This window comes from Coleofasciculus sp. G3-WIS-01 (genome assembly GCF_040223135.1).
In the GTDB taxonomy this organism is placed as follows: domain Bacteria; phylum Cyanobacteriota; class Cyanobacteriia; order Cyanobacteriales; family Coleofasciculaceae; genus Coleofasciculus.
The window spans coordinates 1-19,399 of the sequence record NZ_JAVJZI010000078.1 but is presented as its reverse complement, the minus strand read 5'-3'; the positions used below and the strand labels follow the sequence as shown (position 1 = coordinate 19,399).

At 46.4% G+C, this 19,399-nt stretch carries 14 protein-coding genes and 1 pseudogene; 11 read left to right on the top strand and 4 right to left on the bottom strand.

Features of this window, described 5'->3' with window-relative positions; all coding sequences use genetic code 11:
* Positions 1-288: 288 nt before the first annotated feature.
* The 6 genes and pseudogenes from RIM23_RS08270 to RIM23_RS08245 form a co-directional block, all read left to right on the top strand.
* A complete protein-coding gene (locus tag RIM23_RS08270; RefSeq protein WP_446366109.1) occupies positions 289-1,392 on the top strand; it encodes a cyclic nucleotide-binding domain-containing protein in 1,104 nt (367 codons plus the stop codon).
* Between the two features lie 84 nt (positions 1,393-1,476).
* The gene (locus tag RIM23_RS08265; RefSeq protein WP_446366107.1) at positions 1,477-3,174 is read left to right on the top strand and encodes an NHLP bacteriocin system secretion protein; all 1,698 of its coding nucleotides are present in this window, start codon (positions 1,477-1,479) and stop codon (positions 3,172-3,174) included.
* Positions 3,175-3,227: 53 nt separating this feature from the next.
* Entirely contained in the window at positions 3,228-5,510 is a 2,283-nt protein-coding gene (locus RIM23_RS08260; RefSeq protein WP_446366105.1) for an NHLP family bacteriocin export ABC transporter peptidase/permease/ATPase subunit, read from the top strand.
* Between the two features lie 85 nt (positions 5,511-5,595).
* Positions 5,596-8,523, top strand: a complete 2,928-nt coding sequence (locus RIM23_RS08255; RefSeq protein ID WP_446366103.1) for an NHLP bacteriocin export ABC transporter permease/ATPase subunit — start codon at positions 5,596-5,598, stop codon at positions 8,521-8,523.
* Positions 8,524-8,869: 346 nt separating this feature from the next.
* Entirely contained in the window at positions 8,870-9,811 is a 942-nt protein-coding gene (locus RIM23_RS08250; RefSeq protein ID WP_446366101.1) for an endonuclease/exonuclease/phosphatase family protein, read from the top strand.
* 180 nt (positions 9,812-9,991) lie between these two features.
* Positions 9,992-10,405, top strand: a pseudogene (locus tag RIM23_RS08245) (gamma-glutamyltransferase); the annotation flags it as partial.
* Between the two features lie 436 nt (positions 10,406-10,841).
* Here the strand turns inward: RIM23_RS08245 and RIM23_RS08240 are convergent.
* Positions 10,842-11,990, bottom strand: coding sequence for a SpoIID/LytB domain-containing protein (locus RIM23_RS08240; protein WP_446366099.1), 1,149 nt, complete (start codon positions 11,988-11,990; stop codon positions 10,842-10,844).
* Between the two features lie 310 nt (positions 11,991-12,300).
* Between RIM23_RS08240 and RIM23_RS08235 the strand changes: the two genes are divergently transcribed.
* Positions 12,301-12,966 (top strand): DUF389 domain-containing protein, encoded by a 666-nt coding sequence (locus RIM23_RS08235; RefSeq protein ID WP_446366097.1) that lies wholly within the window; start codon positions 12,301-12,303, stop codon positions 12,964-12,966.
* Between the two features lie 49 nt (positions 12,967-13,015).
* On the opposite strand, the gene RIM23_RS08230 is transcribed toward RIM23_RS08235, so the two are convergent.
* On the bottom strand, positions 13,016-13,195 hold the full coding sequence (locus tag RIM23_RS08230) for a hypothetical protein (RefSeq protein WP_446366095.1): 180 nt from the start codon (positions 13,193-13,195) through the stop codon (positions 13,016-13,018).
* A 61-nt stretch (positions 13,196-13,256) separates the two neighbouring features.
* Between RIM23_RS08230 and RIM23_RS08225 the strand changes: the two genes are divergently transcribed.
* The 4 genes from RIM23_RS08225 (at position 13,257) to iscB (ending at position 17,227) form a co-directional block, all read left to right on the top strand.
* A complete protein-coding gene (locus tag RIM23_RS08225; RefSeq protein WP_446366093.1) occupies positions 13,257-14,345 on the top strand; it encodes an RNA-guided endonuclease InsQ/TnpB family protein in 1,089 nt (362 codons plus the stop codon).
* A 123-nt stretch (positions 14,346-14,468) separates the two neighbouring features.
* Positions 14,469-14,702 (top strand): hypothetical protein, encoded by a 234-nt coding sequence (locus tag RIM23_RS08220; RefSeq protein WP_446366091.1) that lies wholly within the window; start codon positions 14,469-14,471, stop codon positions 14,700-14,702.
* 50 nt (positions 14,703-14,752) lie between these two features.
* The gene (locus RIM23_RS08215) at positions 14,753-15,703 is read left to right on the top strand and encodes a ribonuclease Z (protein WP_446366089.1); all 951 of its coding nucleotides are present in this window, start codon (positions 14,753-14,755) and stop codon (positions 15,701-15,703) included.
* A 237-nt stretch (positions 15,704-15,940) separates the two neighbouring features.
* Complete coding sequence (gene iscB, locus RIM23_RS08210; protein ID WP_446366087.1) at positions 15,941-17,227, top strand: RNA-guided endonuclease IscB; 1,287 nt, start codon at positions 15,941-15,943, stop codon at positions 17,225-17,227.
* A 64-nt stretch (positions 17,228-17,291) separates the two neighbouring features.
* On the opposite strand, the gene RIM23_RS08205 is transcribed toward iscB, so the two are convergent.
* Positions 17,292-17,981, bottom strand: coding sequence for a PEP-CTERM sorting domain-containing protein (locus RIM23_RS08205; protein ID WP_446366085.1), 690 nt, complete (start codon positions 17,979-17,981; stop codon positions 17,292-17,294).
* Positions 17,982-18,280: 299 nt separating this feature from the next.
* Positions 18,281-19,216: a matrixin family metalloprotease gene (locus tag RIM23_RS08200; protein WP_446366083.1), complete on the bottom strand. Its 936-nt coding sequence runs from the start codon at positions 19,214-19,216 to the stop codon at positions 18,281-18,283.
* Between the last annotated feature and the right edge of the window lie 183 nt (positions 19,217-19,399).

The window sequence follows — 19,399 nt, the reverse complement described above, 5'->3', positions numbered from 1 at the left end:
CAATTACAGTCGAAAGATATATCAATTAGTTAATCCCTCATCTGTTTTATGATTAAAGACACTTTAAGGTTTAATTCCTATGTAGCTGGATTTGTTTAATTTCTGCATCTTTGACTTGTCCTTCACTCGTCAAATTTAAGTGGGAAACCGACGATTAGAAATATTGGCTTTCTGAATCATTTTTATGTACTGCTTTTATGGCACAGTTCCAGACATAGCAGGCTACGTCTGGACGATTCTCCCACAACGCCCTATCTGTCCATCTTTAGCAAAATACAGGAAATTTAGATGATGGCACAATTATTACTGAGTGAACTGAGTAGTAGCGACATCGATTGGATGATTGCGACAGGTCAGCAACAAGAAGTTACACCCGGTAGTATAATTATTGAACCTGGGAAAACAATTGATAAATTGTACATCCTACTGGATGGCAGTTTAACAATGACGGTCTCCCAATCTCCAGGAGAAGGCAACCTCCTTGCCGGCGCCTTTGCTCTCTTAGAAGGGAACGAGGTTTCAGGACGAGAGGTTGCCAAATTATCGAGTGGCGAAATAGCTGGAGAGGAATTATTACTGGACACTCGCCCACCGATTACGACAATTAGGGCGATTGAAAAATCTCTATTGTTGTCAATTTCTCACCAGCAACTATCGACAAAAATTAAAGAAGATATAGAGTTTGCCGCCCATTTTTATCGCATTGTGGCGATTATGCTTTCCGACAGACTCCAGGACATCTCTAATCAGTTAGGTCATGGCAAGATTAGTCAGAGTCAGTCACTGAAGGAAGTTTTATTTGTGTTTGGGGAATTTAGCGATAGCGACCTAGATTGGATCATTGCCATGGGTCGCACTGAAGAAATTCCGGCTGGCAGGACACTCATCCAAGAAGGGAAACCTGTAGATGCGCTGTATATTATCTTAAACGGAAAAATGAAGGTTTCGGTGGCTGAAGGAGACAGTAATCCTCTCACCCTTGCCTTTGCCACTTTGGGGTTAAGGGAAACGACGCAAAGAGAGGTAGCCAGAGTATCGAAGGGGGAAATTGTCGGAGAAACAGCCGTTGTCGGGTCAGGAACAGCTCCCAATACGATCCAAGCCCTAGATAATTCCTTAGTGTTGTCAATTAAGCGACAGCAATTGAAGGTCAAACTCGAGCAGGATGTCAGGTTTGCGGCGCGATTTTATCGCGCGATCGCAGCCCTATTATCCGATAGATTGCGATCGCTGATTACTCGCATCGGTTATGGCAGACGCACCTACAGCACCGGTCAATTGCTTGATGAAAATATTGAATATGAAGATGAATTAGACATCAGTGTCATGGATCAGATGTCACTGGCGGGAAACCGATTTCAATGGATGCTGAGTCGCATTAGAACGAGTTAAATACTCATGGAAAGTTTCCCTTTTCTGTTACCAATAATGAACGATTGATGCCAGTTCAATGAACACACAAATAGGCTTGATTCAATGGTAGACCAAAAAACTTTATTTAGGCAAGAATCATTAGAACGTTTATCGTCCCCAGAACGTCTAGACCAACTCATGAAAGTTGTCAGTCCCAAAGACTGGCTGCCTTTAGCAACACTGGGTTCTTTGGTCGGTATAGCCTTCATTTGGAGTATTGTGGGACGAATTCCGATCACAGCTAGCGGTCAGGGAGTACTCATCTATCCTCGCCAAGTTGTGGATGTGCAGTCCACTAGCTCTGGACAGATTAAAGAATTGAAAGTGAAAGTGGGAGATCGGGTCAATGCCGACGATGTAATTGCCACAGTTGAGCTACCTGAAATTCAAAAACAGTTGCAGCAACAAAAAGAAAAACTCAAAGAGTTACAACAGCAGAATCAGGGAGTTAACCAGCTTCAAAGTGAACGAACAAAACTGGAACTCAGAACCATTGAACAGCAGCGCCAAAGCATCCAAGAACGCATTCGCAACATTGAAGCGCTCACTCCGATTCTCCAACAGAGAATTACCTCATCGATCCAGCAGCAACGCCAGAGTATCCTGGAACGCATCTATAACACTGAAGCGCTGACTCCTACCCTGCGGGATCAAGGTCGAGAAGCACTCAAAGCTGAACGGGAAGCGATTGAAAGTCAATTGGAAAATGCGGAAAAATCCCGTATTGCGCTGAATAGACGGTGGGACGTTCGTAAAGATTTATTTAACAGACTAGCCACGGATACCAATGGAAATCCGATCTTAGATAAAAATGGAAATCCGATCAAAGGTTCAATCATTACAGAGGATGTGGTTCTGCAAGCGGAACAAGAGTACCTGAACAACGAAGCCAACATCGGTAACTTAAAAGCTCGATTGAGAGAACTGGAAGCCAGACAAACTGAAGCTGAAAAGAACTTTCGAGATAACCTCAATAGTATCTCTGAACTTCAAGCCCAGCTAAAAGAACTCGACGGGCGGGAGGCTGAGGCACAAAAGAACTACCGAGACAACCTGAATGTCCTATCAGAACTCAGAGCCCAGCTACGAGATTTGGACAGCAAAATACCCAATCTGAAACAGCAGAACCTGGAATCTTTAACGTCTAGGCAAAATCAAATTCAGGAAGTGAAGCGGGAAATCGCTAAGCTAGAACTGCAATTAGAAGAAAACAGCGAGATTAGAAGTTCCTACGCCGGACTTGTCTTAGAACTCACAGCCACAAATGGACAGGTTCTCAGTGCAGGTTCTCGTCTGGGATCTATAGAAGCACAGAGGCAATCTAAAGAGTTAGTGGCTGTCACGTTCTTTGCTGTTCAGGATGGCAAGAAAATTGAACAGAGAATGAAAGATCTTAAAGCCTTGGGTAAAACGGTTGAAGTTCAAGTTACACCGACTACAGTCAAGCGAGAACGTTTTGGCGGCATTAAGGGGACTGTAACCGATGTATCAGCGTTCCCGATTACCAAAGAGGGTGTAGCTGTGAGTGTGGGAAATGCACAAGTGGTGGAGAGTCTGGTGACCCAAGTCCCACAGATAGAAGTGGTTGCCCAACTCAAGCCGGATTCCTCAACGTTTAGCGGCTATGCCTGGTCTTCTTCCAAAGGTCCGCCAATAAAAATGACGTCGGGAATCACAACCACCGTTAGAGCCACAGTAGAAGAAGTACCTCCGATCACGTTTGTCTTGCCTTTCTTGAGGTCGTTTTTTGGGCTGAGCTAATCTATTTAGATTTTGGTCTTTCGTCCAAACCAATGACCACTAACCAATGACCAATGACCAAATTAAAGCTACCACCATTATTTAAACGTAAAGCATCTAGCCGAGTCAAAACCCCAACCCTCCTGCAGATGGAGGCAGTGGAGTGTGGGGCAGCTGCTTTAGGGATTATTTTAGGTTACTATGGCAAGATTGTACCCTTAGCAGAACTGCGACGGGAGTGTGGCGTCTCTCGCGATGGTAGTAAGGCATCCAATATGTTGAAGGCTGCCAGAAATTACGGACTCAAAGCCAAAGGGTTTAAAAAGCAGCTAGATAGCGTTATGGAGCTAATCCCTCCCTATATTGTGTTTTGGAACTTCAACCACTTTCTAGTGGTTGAGGGATTTGTCAAGGGGCGTGTTTACCTCAATGACCCTGGAACTGGACCGAGAAGCGTATCGTTTCAGGAGTTTGACGAAGCCTACACTGGAGTCGTGCTGGTGATGGAACCAGACGAGGGCTTTCAAAAAGGAGGTCGCAAACCGAGTATTGTCAATTCCCTGCGCGATCGCTTACTTGGCTCTATTCCAGTATTGACCTACTGTGTCATAGCGGGATTCCTACTGGTGCTGCCTCAGCTCGCCATTCCTGTATTCACCAAAATATTCGTGGATCAAATTTTAGTGGAAGGGATGTCAGATTGGCTGCGACCCCTACTACTGGGAATGGCACTCACCGCCTTACTGCGAGGACTCTTAAAGTGGCTGCAACTGCAATTTTTGCGACGGATGAAAATCAAACTGGGCGTGGAAATGTCCGGCAAATTCCTGTGGCATATTCTCCACTTACCCGTAAGTTTTTACGCTCAACGATTTGCTGGAGAAATTAGCGATCGCGTCAGTCTCAATGACGAAGTTGCCGATGTCATTTCTGGACGGCTGACTGCCACCATCATTGATCTGGTGATGGCGGTGATTTATGTCTTAGTCATGTTCTTCTATAACATCCCACTCACCCTGATTGGGGTTATGTTTGCTGCGATCAATATCTTCACATTGCAGTTAGTATCCCGCCAACGCAAAGATGCCAATATGCAACTCACCCAAGCCCATGGCAAAGTCGCCGGGGTTTCTATTTCTGGACTCCAGAGCATGGAAACGCTCAAAGCCTCGGGTTTAGAGTCAGATTTCTTTTCCAAGTGGGCGGGTTATTATGCCCAAGCGATTAACGTGCAAAAAGATTTGGGTGTTACTAACCAAACCCTAGGAGTACTGCCGTCATTTCTCTCTGCTGTCGCCGACGTGATGATTTTGCTAGTCGGCGGTTTTCAAGTTATCGAGGGAAATCTCAGCATCGGGGATTTAGTCGCCTTCCAAAGCTTATTACAAAGTTTCTTAGATCCCGTTAACAATCTCGTCAACTTTGGCAGCACCCTTCAAGAACTCGAAGGGGACTTGAACCGTTTAGATGATGTCTTGCAAAACCCGACGGAAGAGAGGGGGAGATGGGGAGACGAGGGACAAGTCGGTCAAGACAGCGATGGTGATGCTCACCCTGACTCTGCCTCTAGAGCCCCTCTACTTGCTTCGCCTCGTTTGGAAGGATATGTCGAGTTAAAAGATATTACCTTTGGATACAGTCGTGTAGCTGAACCCTTAATTCAAAACTTTAATCTCTCACTGCAACCGGGGCAGCGAGTCGCCCTAGTCGGTGGCAGCGGTTCGGGTAAATCAACCCTTGCCAAATTAGTCTGTGGACTCTACGAACCTTGGCAAGGTGAAATCTACTTTGATGGTCAACCCAGAGCCCAAATTCCCCGCCATATCCTGACTAATTCAGTCGCCATGGTTGAGCAGGATATCTTTCTGTTTGCCGGAAAGATTCGGGACAATTTAACCTTATGGGATAGTACAATTCCGACCAGCAAAATTATCCAAGCTTGCGAAGATGCGGCAATTGACGATGTTATTTTTTCTATCTCCGGAGGCTTAGAGGCACATTTGGCAGAAGGCGCGACAAACTTAAGTGGAGGGCAGCGACAACGTCTGGAAATTGCTAGAGCATTAGTGAACAACCCCTCAATCTTAGTCATGGATGAAGCCACCAGTGCTCTAGATACAGAGTCCGAAGAAATTATCGATCAAAACCTGCGTCGTCGGGGATGTAGCTGTATTATCGTCGCCCACCGACTGAGCACTATCCGAGATTGTGATGAAATCGTCGTCTTCGAGCAGGGAAAGGTGGTGCAGCGGGGAACTCACGAAACCCTGTCCCAGCAACCTGGGGTGTACGCCCGCTTACTTAAAAGTGAGGGGGAGCTGGGGGAGCGGGGGGAGCAGGGGGAGCTGGGGTTGTAGAGACGTAAGGCGTGGAACGTCTGGAGAGCAGAAATTAAATTTTCGCTTCTGGCTGCGAACAGTATTGGAAGGAGAATTAGTTATCATGCAAGCGATAGAAAACACCAAGAGTGCGCCGGAACAGCTACATCGATTAAAGCGTAACCAAACCTTGCTATTGGATGACCCACAGACAGTTTGGATCATCGAGTCGGGAGCGATCGCACTTTTTGCCGTTACTCTTAAACAGAACCATAGTCTCACGTCGCGTCGCTATCTGTTCACGGCTAAACCCACAGAAGCGGTTTTTGGTGTGCGTGTAGATTTGGATAGCACAGGGGTAGCCTCAGATCAGCAACGCTGCCTCCTCGCTGTAGCGGTGGAAGAGACGGTATTACGCCACGTTTCTCAAACTCACCTTGAGCAACAATTCGCTGATTGCCCGTCTGAAATCGGACGGCTAGTCGAGGGGTGGATTCATCAATTAGGTCGCTGGTTATCCAATGGCTCCCCCCCAGTGATTTCCTTGGAAACGGAGGGAATTCAACACTTAACCCTGAGTAAGGGACAAAAGCTAAAGCCAAAGCGGGATGCTTTTATTTGGGTTCGAGTGATCGCAGGAATAGTGAGTTTGATCGGCAATCCACAACTAGACCTCAACAGCGATTCTCAATCGTTATGGTTACCGTTGAGTGACACCGTATGGCTAGAGGCAACAGACACAGCTGAACTAGACACGGTGAACCTTGACTATATCCGAGATTTAGAGACTCTGCTCTTAAGTCTGAGTCATCTTCATGACTATTTTTTCCGCTACATTCAACTAACCCTTGAGCAGGAAATGCGGGAAGAATTACAGCGGTTTCGGATGAGGGAACGCCTCAACCGACAGATGTTACGGGATGCTAATCGGGAATTAGCCTCTGTACTCAAACCCCAGGAGATAAGTTCTATTGCGGGAGGAACGGAGTTGCTTGTGGCAGTCGGTGCCGTTGGTCGTGCCTTGGGTGTTACGATTAATCCTCCGCGTCCGTCGGAAGATTTGCAACGAGTTAACGAGCTAGAAGCCATCGCTCGTGCGTCCCAAATCCGGATGCGGCAGGTGCTGCTCGTAGACCATTGGTGGACAGACGATAGTGGTCCGGTGCTTGCCTACACCCTTGGAGATAAGCACCCTGTCGCCTTGCTCAGAGCCAAGAATGGCTACGAATTGTTTAACCCGCAAGACATGGTGCGGACTGCCATCGATGCCGAGGTGGCGGCAACCCTAGATCCCGTTGCCTATATGTTTTATCGACCCCTCCCTGCTAAACCGCTTAAAAGCCTAGACATTGCCAAATTCGGATTTAAAGGGGCGACTAAAGATTTACTGATAATTTTGTTGGTGGGGATTGCCTCTACCTTGCTGGGAATGATTACGCCTTGGGCGACTGGAATCATGATCGAAGAGGCTATCCCTAATGCTCAGATTGGTTTATTGGGGCAAATCTGTTTGGCACCCTTAGCCGCGGCCTTTGGTTCAGCCGCGTTTGAGTTGGCTAGAGGCTTTGCGATGATGAGAATGGAAACGATTGCAGATGCTTCCACCCAATCAGCTGTATGGGATCGTCTGCTCAAACTAAGTGTGCCTTTCTTTCGCCAATATTCAATCGGCGATCTAGAATCCCGTGTCTCTGCGATCGGTGAAATCCGCAGCAAGCTTAGCGGCAGCACCCTGCGGACTATTTTTACCAGTTTCTTTTCCTTATTCAACTTGGGGCTGTTGTTTTACTATAGTGCTAAATTGGCTTTGCTGGCGGTTGGTGTGGCTATTGTTGCTATTGCCTTCACGACTATTTTCGGTATTTTAACTCTGCGTCAATCACGTCCCTTGCAAGAACTGAAAGCAGATATATTTGGCATCATGGTACAGCTGATTGGCGGGGTGGCTAAACTCAAAGTCGCTGGTGCCGAGGAACGGGCTTTCGCTTACTGGAGTAAACAGTACAGCAAACAACAAAAACTCGTACTCATTAACCAGCAACTTGAAGATATTGTGCAACTGTTCAATACATTGCTGCCGACTATCAGTTCGGCTGTATTGTTCTGGCTGGTTGTCACCTTGAATAGCAAAGCTCAGGCTTCTGGAGGAACGGTGCTATCGATCGGGAGTTTCCTGGCATTCAATTTAGCCTTTGGCACTTTTATTAACGGGGCTGGTGATTTGAGTAATACCCTGATTGATGTTTTGGATGTGGTGACGCTGTGGAAGCGGGCGGAGCCAATTCTGAAAGCGACGCCTGAACTTAATCCCAATTCAGCCGATCCGGGCAGACTTTCGGGCAAACTGGCACTAGAGCGGGTTACGTTTCGCTACCGAGATGATGGACCCCTGATTTTGCAGGATGTTAGTCTCTACGCCAACCCAGGAGAATTTATTGCCTTCGTTGGACCTTCTGGAAGTGGCAAATCGACGGTGTTGAGGATGCTGCTGGGGTTTGAAACTCCTGTGTCGGGAACGGTTTCTTATGATGGTCAGGATTTGGCAGGGCTGGATATTTATGCCGTGCGCCGCCAGCTTGGGGTGGTGATGCAAAATGGTCGAATTATGTCAGCTTCTATGTTTGAGAATATCTCCGCCGGTGCCTTGATTACGATGGATGAGGCTTGGGAAGCCGCTCGGATGGCTGGGTTAGCAGAGGATATTGAATCTATGCCGATGGGAATGCACACGGTGATTAGTGAGGGGGGTAGTAATATTTCCGGGGGACAACGACAGCGGCTTTTGATTGCGCGATCGCTCGTGTTAAAACCTTCAATTTTACTCTTTGATGAGGCGACTAGCGCTTTGGATAATCGCACTCAGGCGATCGTGAGTGAAAGTTTGGATAAGTTGCAGGTGACACGAGTGGTGATTGCTCACCGACTGAGTACCATTCGCAATGCTAACCGAATTTATGTGATTGAGTCTGGGCAGGTTGTGCAGGTGGGAAATTATGATGACTTGGCTAATCAGGAGGGGCTGTTTGCCCGATTAATTGCGCGGCAGGTCTAAGCTGAAGTTTCACCGAACAGATGTACTACATGGAACTGAACCCTTGCTGAGTAAGCATTTTAGCACTTTAGCCTCCTCAAATTGTACCCATGTATATTTAAGATTTTCTTAAGACTGGCTCTCCCGTACCTAGGGTGATAAGCAAACCTGATTATTCTTGGAAACTTTGTGGGGCAAGGCTTTCAAAACAATGTTTTTAGGGAAGCTATCACTAATATAGGGTTTTCCACCACAAGTACGGGAGAGCCAATCGAACAAGGACACCTTTATTCTTGTAAGCTGTTTTGGTGTGAATATTAATGGATTGATTTAACAATCTCACCTAAAGACGAATGCTGGAGGTTTCATGAAACAGCTTACTTCGGTCAAATTTTTCTTGACCATCTTTTTGGCTGGCAGTATTTTTCTGTTGGGAGGCAATCTCTGTGCCAATGCCAGTGAGTTAAAGGTGGCTTCATTCAATGTCGAGTCAGGGGATGCTGTGCCATCGGTCATTGCGCGTAAGCACATTGCTCCATTGGAAGATATTGATATCTGGGGATTTTCTGAAGTTCAGAACGAAACCTGGCTAACGGATCTGGAACAGGGGACGGAAGAAGGGGAAAATGCTGATTTTCAAACGATTCTGGGCCGCACGGGTAGAGGCGATCGCTTGGCTATTGCCTACAACAGCAATCTGTTGGAAGAGGTCAAGCATTATGAACTCGATGATATAAATATAGGTGGTCGGGTGAGAGCGCCCCTGGTCGCTCAGTTCCGGTTCAAACCCACGGGAGAAGAGTTTCTGTTTGTGGTCAATCACCTTTACCGAACTTCGGAAAGTTCTCGTCATGAACAAGCACGGCTTCTCAATGAGTGGGGACGTTCTCAAGAATTACCGATTATTGCCGCCGGGGACTACAATTTCGATTGGGATGTGATATCGGGGGTTCACGATGAAGGCTGGGACTTCCTCACAGCCGATGACGTGTTTACCTGGGTCAAGCCTGAGAAGTTAATAGCGACAATTTGCTCAAATCGATATAATGGTGTTCTAGATTTTGTGTTTGTGGCAGGTGAAGCCAAAAATTGGTCAGCATCTTCTGTAATCCTCTATGGCGATCCATCAGATGCGTATTGTCCCGATGATCAAACAACCAGTGACCATCGTCCAATATTGGCAACGTTCGAGCTAGGAGAATCTGTACAACCAACTCCACCCAATCAACAACAGGTATTACTGGAACAAATTGAACAGATTGAGCGTGAACTCTTGAAGCTTAAAATGTTGGTGGAAGGAAGAAGTTAACACTCTTATTGCCTTCAAAGAAAACAGTTGGGGTGACAACAACCCAGTCTTACTCGACTGGGTTTGTTTTTTTTGTCACAATTTTTGATACTTCCTTTGAGGTCTACAATAATACGTTTAATTTAGCTGGCTTTAACCAAGAACAGATCAGTTTCCAAGTAGAGACATGGCGGGGGTGGGTTAGGAGTGATTCACCTGGCTTCAGGGGAAGAGGTGTTTCTGAATTTCCGGGAAACTGCACCCCTGGCGGCGTCGGCGGCTATGTTTTTGGATGGTTCCGGGGAGGTGAAGACTAAGTTAAGTACCCAGGGATATCTGGCGGTAGGGGTTCCGGGAACCGTGGCGGGTTTGGATAGGGCATTATCTGAGTATGGTACGATGAACCGTCAACAGGTGATGGCGGGGGCGATTCGGTTGGCGCAGGATGGGTTTATTCTGTCACCGGGGGATGTGGAACGGTTGCAGCGTCATACTAAGGTGTTTAATGAGCAGGAGAATGTGGCGGCGATTTTTTTGGATGGGGGGGAAGCCTTTCAGGTGGGGGAACGGTTGGTACAGGAGGATTTGGCTCAAACGTTGGGTGCACCTTTGTAAGAGGGCGCACCATCGGTGCGCCCCTACAGGCGGACACATTTTCATAAGGTAAAATAATACCAGAAAAAAGACGCGATCGCATGGATTTGGTTTGAGTGCGATTGTAATGCCTTTGACTATTAAATAAAATGAGAAAAGACTCAATGATCACCGCACTCCGCTGATGTGGCACAACCCGATAAAAAGTTCTGCAACAAGTTCAATAATTACGTCGCGCTGTCACTGATGTTCGCATTCCTCGTCCCTATAAACAGTCCGCGTAACAATTATATAACTGGTTGATTTCCCCCATCGAAGCTGAATTACAAGCCCAAAAAATTAATAATCGTTGGGTTTCCTTGCGTTTTCCCAACCTACTCGTTACTCGCTATACATCCCCACCCAAAAAGGGGAAATCATCTTAATCTTTCCCCTTTTTGCGGTACTTTTTCTTGAGTTACGGAACCTGAGAAATAGTTGCCTGTTGATAATAGTGATTCAAAATCTGTTGATAGTTAACACCCTGTTGCGCTAAATTATGCGCTCCCCATTGACTTAAACCTAATCCATGACCGTACCCGCGACCACTGACTTGAAAACTGCCACCCATATTACTCACTGTAAACAGTGTACTTTTCAGTCCCAGCGCCTTACGCATATCATTGCCACTAACCCGCTGACTACCGCCCGTTCCTTTTACTACCATGGTCACAATCCGCCCATGAGGAGTCGTGCGTTCTGGTGTCATAGATGTGACACGCCCAACCCCACCAATCCGGCGTCCCAATTCGCCACCCGAAAAGGTTTGAGTCCACTGAAAGACAGGCGCTCCCACATCATAATCGGGAACCCCTCGTAGGTATGCTAGAGGTTGACTCCAAATATCTTCTACATTTTCTGTATGTCCACCCGAAGAGGAATGGAAAACGGCTAGAATTACATTACCCCCGTAAGTCATGATCTGTCCGGCTGTGGCATTGACGGCGGCGTGAGTGCTTTCGGCTTCACTTTGCAGTCCTTTGTAAACTTGCCACTTGACCGTATCACCGACATCGTAGATGCTATTCCCTGATTCAGCTCGTTTATAGAGGGCGTAGGTACGAGCTGCAACAGCTTGAGCTTTTAGGGCTTCTTGGGGCCAACTCGGACTCATTTCTGAGCCGATAACGCTGTAGAGATATTGCTCGAAGTCAACGTGATTAACCACCGTTAATCGCCCACCTGTCGCCACTAATTGAGTCCGTCCCCGATACCAGCGATCGCCTATCCAAACCATACCATCCTCAGTTGGTTCAATCCACAGCGATCCTGAACTCCAGCTACCCAAACTAACTCGACTTCCTCCAGATTGAGCATTAAAGCCATTCATGGGCGCGAGTTCTCCCACAGGCTGACCGGCGCTATCGCGAACAATCGCTTTAGTTGAACTTCCCACCTTAACGCGACTGACTCCCTCTTCAATCGCCACCCGCAATTCCGTTACGGCTTGGGCCGGACCTACTAAGATCATCCACAATAAAAAAGAGAGCCACCAATGACGCCTAAGAGAGCAACTCATTATCCTAAGCATCTTTACCATAATGAAGGGAAAACGTCTAGATGTCATCTGTAAAACTTCCTCACACGAAGACTATTCTCGGTTTCATAATTAACAGAGATTGAATTGCCAACATTGGCAGTAGCTAGATTATGGCGCTCCCGATACTCGAATCCTGCAATCCGCCCAATAAATTTTTCTGTTGCTACCATTACATCCCGTAAAAAGATTGACAGGCATATTTTTAACATGTTTCTTGCTCATCGGCTAGTGCGAGGCGATCCCAACGGTATAATCTCCTGTCGAGGAAATCTCGCCCGTCCCATTTCCTATTGCCTAGAGTCCTATTCCCGGTTCTGTGTTCCCTGTTCTTTTCAAAATGATTGACAAACCCAGCGAATTAATTCCCACTCAAGAGCAACCTCTGGTTGAACCCAAGATTCTCCAGCAACTCTCACAAGAGGTCATGCTTTCCCCGTCTTATTTAGTATTAATGGGCATGTCTGGCATTTTGTCAGCCATTGCCTTGCTGACTAATTCGATTCCAATTCTGATTGGTTCGATGATTATTGCACCAGCGTTTCTACCGTTATCGTTGATCGCGTTTGCCTTAGTTGCAGGTCAACCCCGGCTGGCGTTACGCGGTTTCACTGTTGCTCTAGTTGGACTATTTGTAGCGACAATTTTAGCTATGGGAACTGTATGGGTTTTCAATACCAGCACGATTTTACCCTCTCATGACAATCTTCTGGATAAACCCCTATTGGAAGAACGGGTAGAACCTGGTTGGTACAGTGTTGTGGTGGCTTTGGCTGCAGGTGTGTCTGGGACAATTGCTTTAGTAAAGCAGAAAGTCGATACATTGGTGGGAACGGTTGCTGCTTTAGCATTAGTTCCCGCTGCAGCGGCGGCTGCGATCGCGTTTATGTCTCATGATCCGCTTCGAGGTGTTGGTGGCTTAGAGTTGCTGGCGATTAATGTTGGGTTAATTATCTTAGCGGGCATGATTACGGTGCTGCTGATCGGATCTGAACCGTCAAGTTAAAGTCAGGGTAAGTAGCTGTAATCTAATATCTATGCACATCTGAGCAAGCCTATGCATTTTGCTCAGATATCATCTCATCTACAAATTGCCTCATTCGCTCTTGCCAGTCAGGGACGGACTTCAGTTTGTCTTTTTGCCCTTCATACCCCTTAAAGCAAATAGGACTTTTGTCTAGCGGCTTATCCAGCATCTTTTTGGCTCTCCATGGGTGATTTTTCTTGAATGGCATTGTTATTTCCCCTCCATAGCGGTATACTGGTTATCATACACCATTTAAGTCTTACCAAATCATGCTTTTAGGGTTTAAGACTGAATTGAATTTGAATAACAAGCAGCGAACGGCATTAGCCAAACACGCTGGCGCTTCTCGTCATGCCTGGAATTGGGGCTTGAGTTTGACCAAGCAGATACTCTTACACAACCGGGATAATCCAGAGGATAAAATCAAGTTCCCCACTGGGATTGATTTACACAAGTGGCTGGTAGCACTGGTTAAACCTATCTGCCCTTGGTATTATGAGGTGAGCAAATGCGCTCCTCAGTATGCGCTTAGACAATTGGCTCAAGCTTGGAAAGATGCATTTAAGAAAAGCAAGAAACCTCCTCGGTTTAAGCGCAAAGGAAAGCACAACAGCTTCACCCTGGATGGGTTAATTAAACTTGACCATTTTAAAATTAGAGTTCCGGTCATTGGTTGGTTGAGGACGTATGAACGGTTACCTGTTCAGTTTCAGCCCAAATCCGTCACCATATCCAGAGCGGCTGACCGATGGTTCATCAGTTTTAAGCTGGAATATGAGCCAATCAATCGCCCCAAACTCTACCCTGTAGTGGGAGTAGATTTAGGCATAAAAGCCTTAGCCGTGCTGTCTACCGGGATTGTAGTGGAGGGAGCAAAAGCTTATCGGAAGTATGAGAAAAAACTCTCTCGTTTGCAATGGTTGAACCGCCACAAGCAAATCGGTTCAGCCAACTGGAGAAAAGCCCAAGTCAAGATAGCCCGTTTGCACCGAAAGATAGCCAACATCAGAAAAGACACATTGCACAAGCTCACGTCCTATTTAGCCCAAAACCACAGCCGAATAGGAATAGAAAACCTCAATGTATCCGGCATGATGGCTAATCACAAATTGGCAAAAGCTATTCAGGATATGGGCTTTCATGAGTTCAAACGTCAATTGGAGTACAAGTGTCAATTGTATGGGTCAACCTTGGTTGTAGTAGACCGATGGTATCCTTCAACCAAAACCTGCTCAAGATGCCACACCGAAAAGGATGAAATGCCTTTATCAAAGCGAGTTTTCCAGTGCGATAATTGCGGACTGGAGATCGACAGAGATTTTAACGCCTCCATTAATTTGGAAATAGCCGCCAGTTAGGTGGGGAAGTGCCTGTGGACTGGTTGAGTGCCGACACCGCCAGAGTGAAGCAGGAAGTAAGCGGCAAGCCCAGATATGAGTAACTCTGCCTAGACTTGCATAGGTCTTTCATAACGGATTAAGATGATTCAGACAGTTGGGGATACAATTAGTTGGGCATTTGGGCTAGAAGCCCAAACGCTCAATGTGTGGCAGATGGGATTACGGGCAGCGGTTATCTATGGAACTGCACTGATTATGGTGCGGGTGATAGGTGATCGACGTTTTATCGGCAAATATGCGGCGATGGATCTGCTGTTGGGTGTTGTTCTGGGGTCTACCTTGAGTCGTGCCATTAATGGCGCAGCAAAACTGTAACATAAATAGGGGAGTCTCTCTCAAAAGACCAAGGTTCAAGGGTCAAGCCTGTGCAAATTACGTTTTTAGGAACCAGTTCCGGAGTACCAACGCGATCGCGCAATGTGTCTAGTGTGGCACTGCGTCTCCCTCAACGGGCAGAGTTTTGGCTGTTTGACTGTGGTGAAGGCACTCAGCATCAGCTTTTACGCAGTGAAATCAAAACCAGTCAGCTTCGCCGCATTTTTATCACCCATTTGCACGGTGACCATATCTTTGGCTTAATGGGACTACTGGCTAGCTGTGGTTTAGCGGGTAATGTTGATCGAGTTGATATTTATGGTCCGCCCGGTCTTAATGATTACCTAAAAGCTTGCGGCAAATACTCTCATACCCGTTTTTCATTCCCAACTCAGGTACACACCGTTAGCCCCGGTATTATTTACGAGGATGAGGAATATAGGGTAATCTGTGGGACGCTCAAGCATCGTGTGACTGCCTTTGGATATCGCATTGTTGAAAAAGATCGTCCCGGACGGTTTGATGTGGAAAAAGCGAAGGCATTGAAGATTCCACCAGGACCTATTTATGGCAAACTTAAGCAGGGAGAAACCGTCACCCTAACTGATGGACGTAAAATTCAGGGCAAAGACTTGTGTGGGGAACCGGAAGTTGGGCGTAAATTTGTTTACTGTACGGATACAGTCTATTGTGATGGAGCGGTAGAACTTGCCCAGGATGCTGATGTGTTGATTCATGAAGCGACGTTTGCTCATCACGATTCTCAATTGGCATTTGAACGGTTGCATTCCACCTCAACGATGGCGGCACAAGTGGCGTTAAGCGCTGGAGTTAAGCGGTTAATTATGACCCATTTTAGCCCTCGTTATGCACCCGGAAATGACATTGAGTTAGAGGATTTGCTAGCGGAAGCACAAGCAATTTTTCCGAAGACCAAGTTGGCGTATGATTTCTTAACTTACGAAATCCCCCGACGTCGTGCACCGGAGTTAGTGGTATAGAGGGAGGTCAACAACCCATCGCTAAAAGCGAGGGCTTGAAATACAGCCCTAGTTGACCAGACTTAGGTAGTAATACCTACGTTTAAGGCAAGTGTTAAAGTTCCTACCTTGGGATGTGTAGCTAGTCTCAAGCCCTAGAACTCAAAAGTTAAACAGCCATTTGGGAGGCAGTGCTTTTGAGGTAGTACCGACCTTAAACTTTGTCGAAGCTAACATTACCCGAAAGGAGGCTCACTCGTGAGCAAAGTTTTCGTTCTAGACACCAACAAACAGCCCCTCAATCCTATTCATCCGGGTAGGGCAAGAATGTTGTTATCTCAGGGAAAAGCTGCCGTTTTCCGTCAGTATCCCTTCACGGTAATACTTCATAAGGAGGTACTAAACTCTAAAATTGAACCACTTCGCGTAAAGATTGACCCAGGCGCTAAGACCACGGGGCTGGCATTAGTTAACGACAGCACAGGCGAAGTCATTTGGGCTGCCCAGTTGCAGCATCGCGGATTTCAGATTCGGGAGGCTCTAACCTCTCGTCGCCAGTTACGACGTTCACGACATAACCGCAAAACCAGGTATCGTAAGCCACGCTTCCTTAATCGCACCCGTCCCAAAGGATGGCTACCACCGTCTCTTAATAGTCGAGTCGCCAACATCCTGACTTGGGTTAAGCGTCTGTCGTCACTGTGTCAAATCACCGCCATCTCTCAAGAATTGGTCAGGTTTGACACTCAACAGATGGAGGACGCTGATATTAGCGGAGTTGGCTACCAACAAGGCACGTTGGCAGGTTACGAGATACGCGAGTTTCTCTTAGAGAAATGGGATAGAACCTGTGCCTACTGTGGCGCAAAGGATACCAAGCTTGAGATTGAGCATATTGAACCTCGGTCGAAGGGTGGCTCTAACAGGGTCAGTAATCTGTGTCTAGCCTGCGTTCCTTGCAACCAGAAAAAGAGCAACCAGGACATCAAGGACTTTCTCAAGGGTAAACCTGACCTGCTCAAGCGCATCCTGTCTCAAGCTAAAAGACCTTTGGCTGATACAGCAGCAGTTAACATAACCCGATGGAATCTGTACGAAAACCTCAAGAAAACAGGTTTACCTGTTGAGGTGGGTACGGGTGGACGTACCAAATATAACCGCACCATCCGAGGCTTAGAAAAAACTCACTATTGGGATGCTGCCTGTGTTGGTGCCTCAACTCCAGAGCGGTTAATCACAACAGGGGTTAAACCTTTGTTAATTGCTGCCAAAGGTCACGGAACCCGTCAGCAATGCCGTACTGATAAGTTTGGGTTTCCGGTTCGTTATTGTTCCAGAACCAAATTCCACAAAGGTTTTCAGACAGGTGATATCGTAAAAGCTGAAGTCACTTCTGGGAAAAAGATTGGAACTTATGTTGGTCGAGTAGCCACTCGCGCCACTGGAAGTTTCAATATCTCAACGCCTGATGGGTTAATTCAGGGTATTAGTCATAAATACTGCACACATATTCACAAGAAGGACGGATATTCGTATGCCTTCTAAGTGCTGCCCCTCCTTTCCTCCCTTCGCTGAAAGCGAGGGTCTCCAGGAGGGAGAAAGGTCGAGGCTAGCTTTTCTTCTGCTTGCTGGAAGACTCTCGTTTGAGTAAGGCTCCACAACCTAGGACTGTAACTAAACCAAAGATGGTAGCAGGCTCGGGGACTGTAGTAGGATTTGGTTCAGGAGTTTCGATGACATCTAAGTTTAAGCGAGCAAATGAACTTGAATTGTAGCTTAGTCCTTGGACATTGACGAACAGTTCGCTTCCGTCAAATGTGACTCGATCAGATGTTAAGCCCAGCGTAGTTTGTGGGTCTATCAACACATCTTTAATTTGTAAGGCTATGGGCGCACTGAATGTGAACACATAGGTATTCTTGAATCCTGTTGCATATCTTCCAAATCCCGCCTTATCAAAACCGATGTCTAGATAATCTGCACCTGCATTGATAGAAATATTTACGAGAGAATTAGCAAATCCTGGAGGAACACCCACCGTTGGATCGAACAAGCTCTCGACGTTAGGGAACTCCACAGTTGATTCACTTACAATCGTAGACGCGGGAAATGAAGTTACAAATAGTTGACTTGTTGGGGATAATTGTGCTTCAGTACGAAGGCTAAGTTCTGACCCAACTAATGTGACACCCAGAGCTGAGCCACCACTGAAAACAATCATAGAAGCTGATAAAAAAAGTGCAGAGCATCTAATCATCCGGTGACATCCTTTTTTTTGTATTTTTGATGAATTAAGCAATTGATGTTACCTACAAAATGTATTTATTTTGTAAACTTTTGTCAACAATTTTTACTGAAAATTTATAAACTAGAACTTAATCTTCACACAATCTTTAAACTGAAGCTCTACCAGTGCAAATGTACTACAAAAAGAATATATGGTTTTGAACCGTAGAAATAGTGCAACCCCCACTAAGGAATTTAGTGGGGGACTAAGCTGTTATGCATTTAAATTGCGAATGGGCAGTGACCAAGATGGTTGCACCACAAGGATTTCGCAGTTTCTAACATTATGGTTTAAATGCCAAACAGGCTATCTTACCACATCATCACGGCTGTTTCTCCCGCGCGATCGCTATAGTAGAGGCGGATACGTAACACATAGCGCATCCCCCGGAATAACTTGACCTGAATCTCGGCATTATAGTCCTCGCCACTATCGTCATCCCCGGTAAGATAACGGAGTTCACCATTAACCTCTTCAAACAGAACCATCACCGTGTCTGATACGCCAAAGGTGCGGATTGTATAGGATCGCGTCGCTTCGGGTTGGATACGGAAATTCATCTGTTCCCCAGGTGCGATGGTTAAGGGAACCGATTGGAAGGGTTTAAGTTCGGTATAATCCTTCTCTCCTAACAGTGGGTAAAACGTCTTGATCCAAGTTTGATCCCGCTCAGATAACCCCGGTGCTGGAGTTAAACCATTCCGATATTTTGGTGGTGCTTGAATTAAACCCGCGCCAAAGGGATAGTGCATAATTGAGTCGGGGTCCCAGTTTGACCCTTGCACTGTATCCGGGTTAATTTTACGAATGATATTGTAATAGGTGGTTTCCTGATCCCAATTATTAGGAGGTGCTGCGAGTTCGGCGTAAACGGCTTGTTCATCCCAAACAATACCAGCATTAGGGTTTTGGTGTTCGTGAGGGAATCCTAGGGTATGACCAATCTCATGGATAGCGGTGTCAATTTCCCCAGGATAGCGGGTTAAATCCCAACCAAAGTTCATGGTTCGTTCATCCCGCCCGATAGTTAGAATATCCCTGCCAATATAAGACCAAGCACCATCTCCGCGCAGGAAGCCAATCCGGATTTCTGCCTCGTCTGGTAAGTTCACTTCCTTGAATTCCAGTCCAATACCCACCTGCTTCCAGACATCAAAGGCTTTCCGTACAACATTTTTTTCAGTCTCAGTAGTTGCCCACTCCCTTGGCTGATCGAAGAAGTAGTAATGTAATATTGTGCCGTTCACCCATTTCTGATCCAGAAATAGTATAAGATTGGCACGATTACGATTGACCGAGAACTAGGGATACAAGCCTCGTCCTTTTAGGACGACTTTTTATTTTCTCTTAGTCTTGTATTGTAATAAATAATGTGTTAATCTATAAAAGTAGTCTAGCACAGGCGAAAGTCGTGAGTATCGCCAATCGAT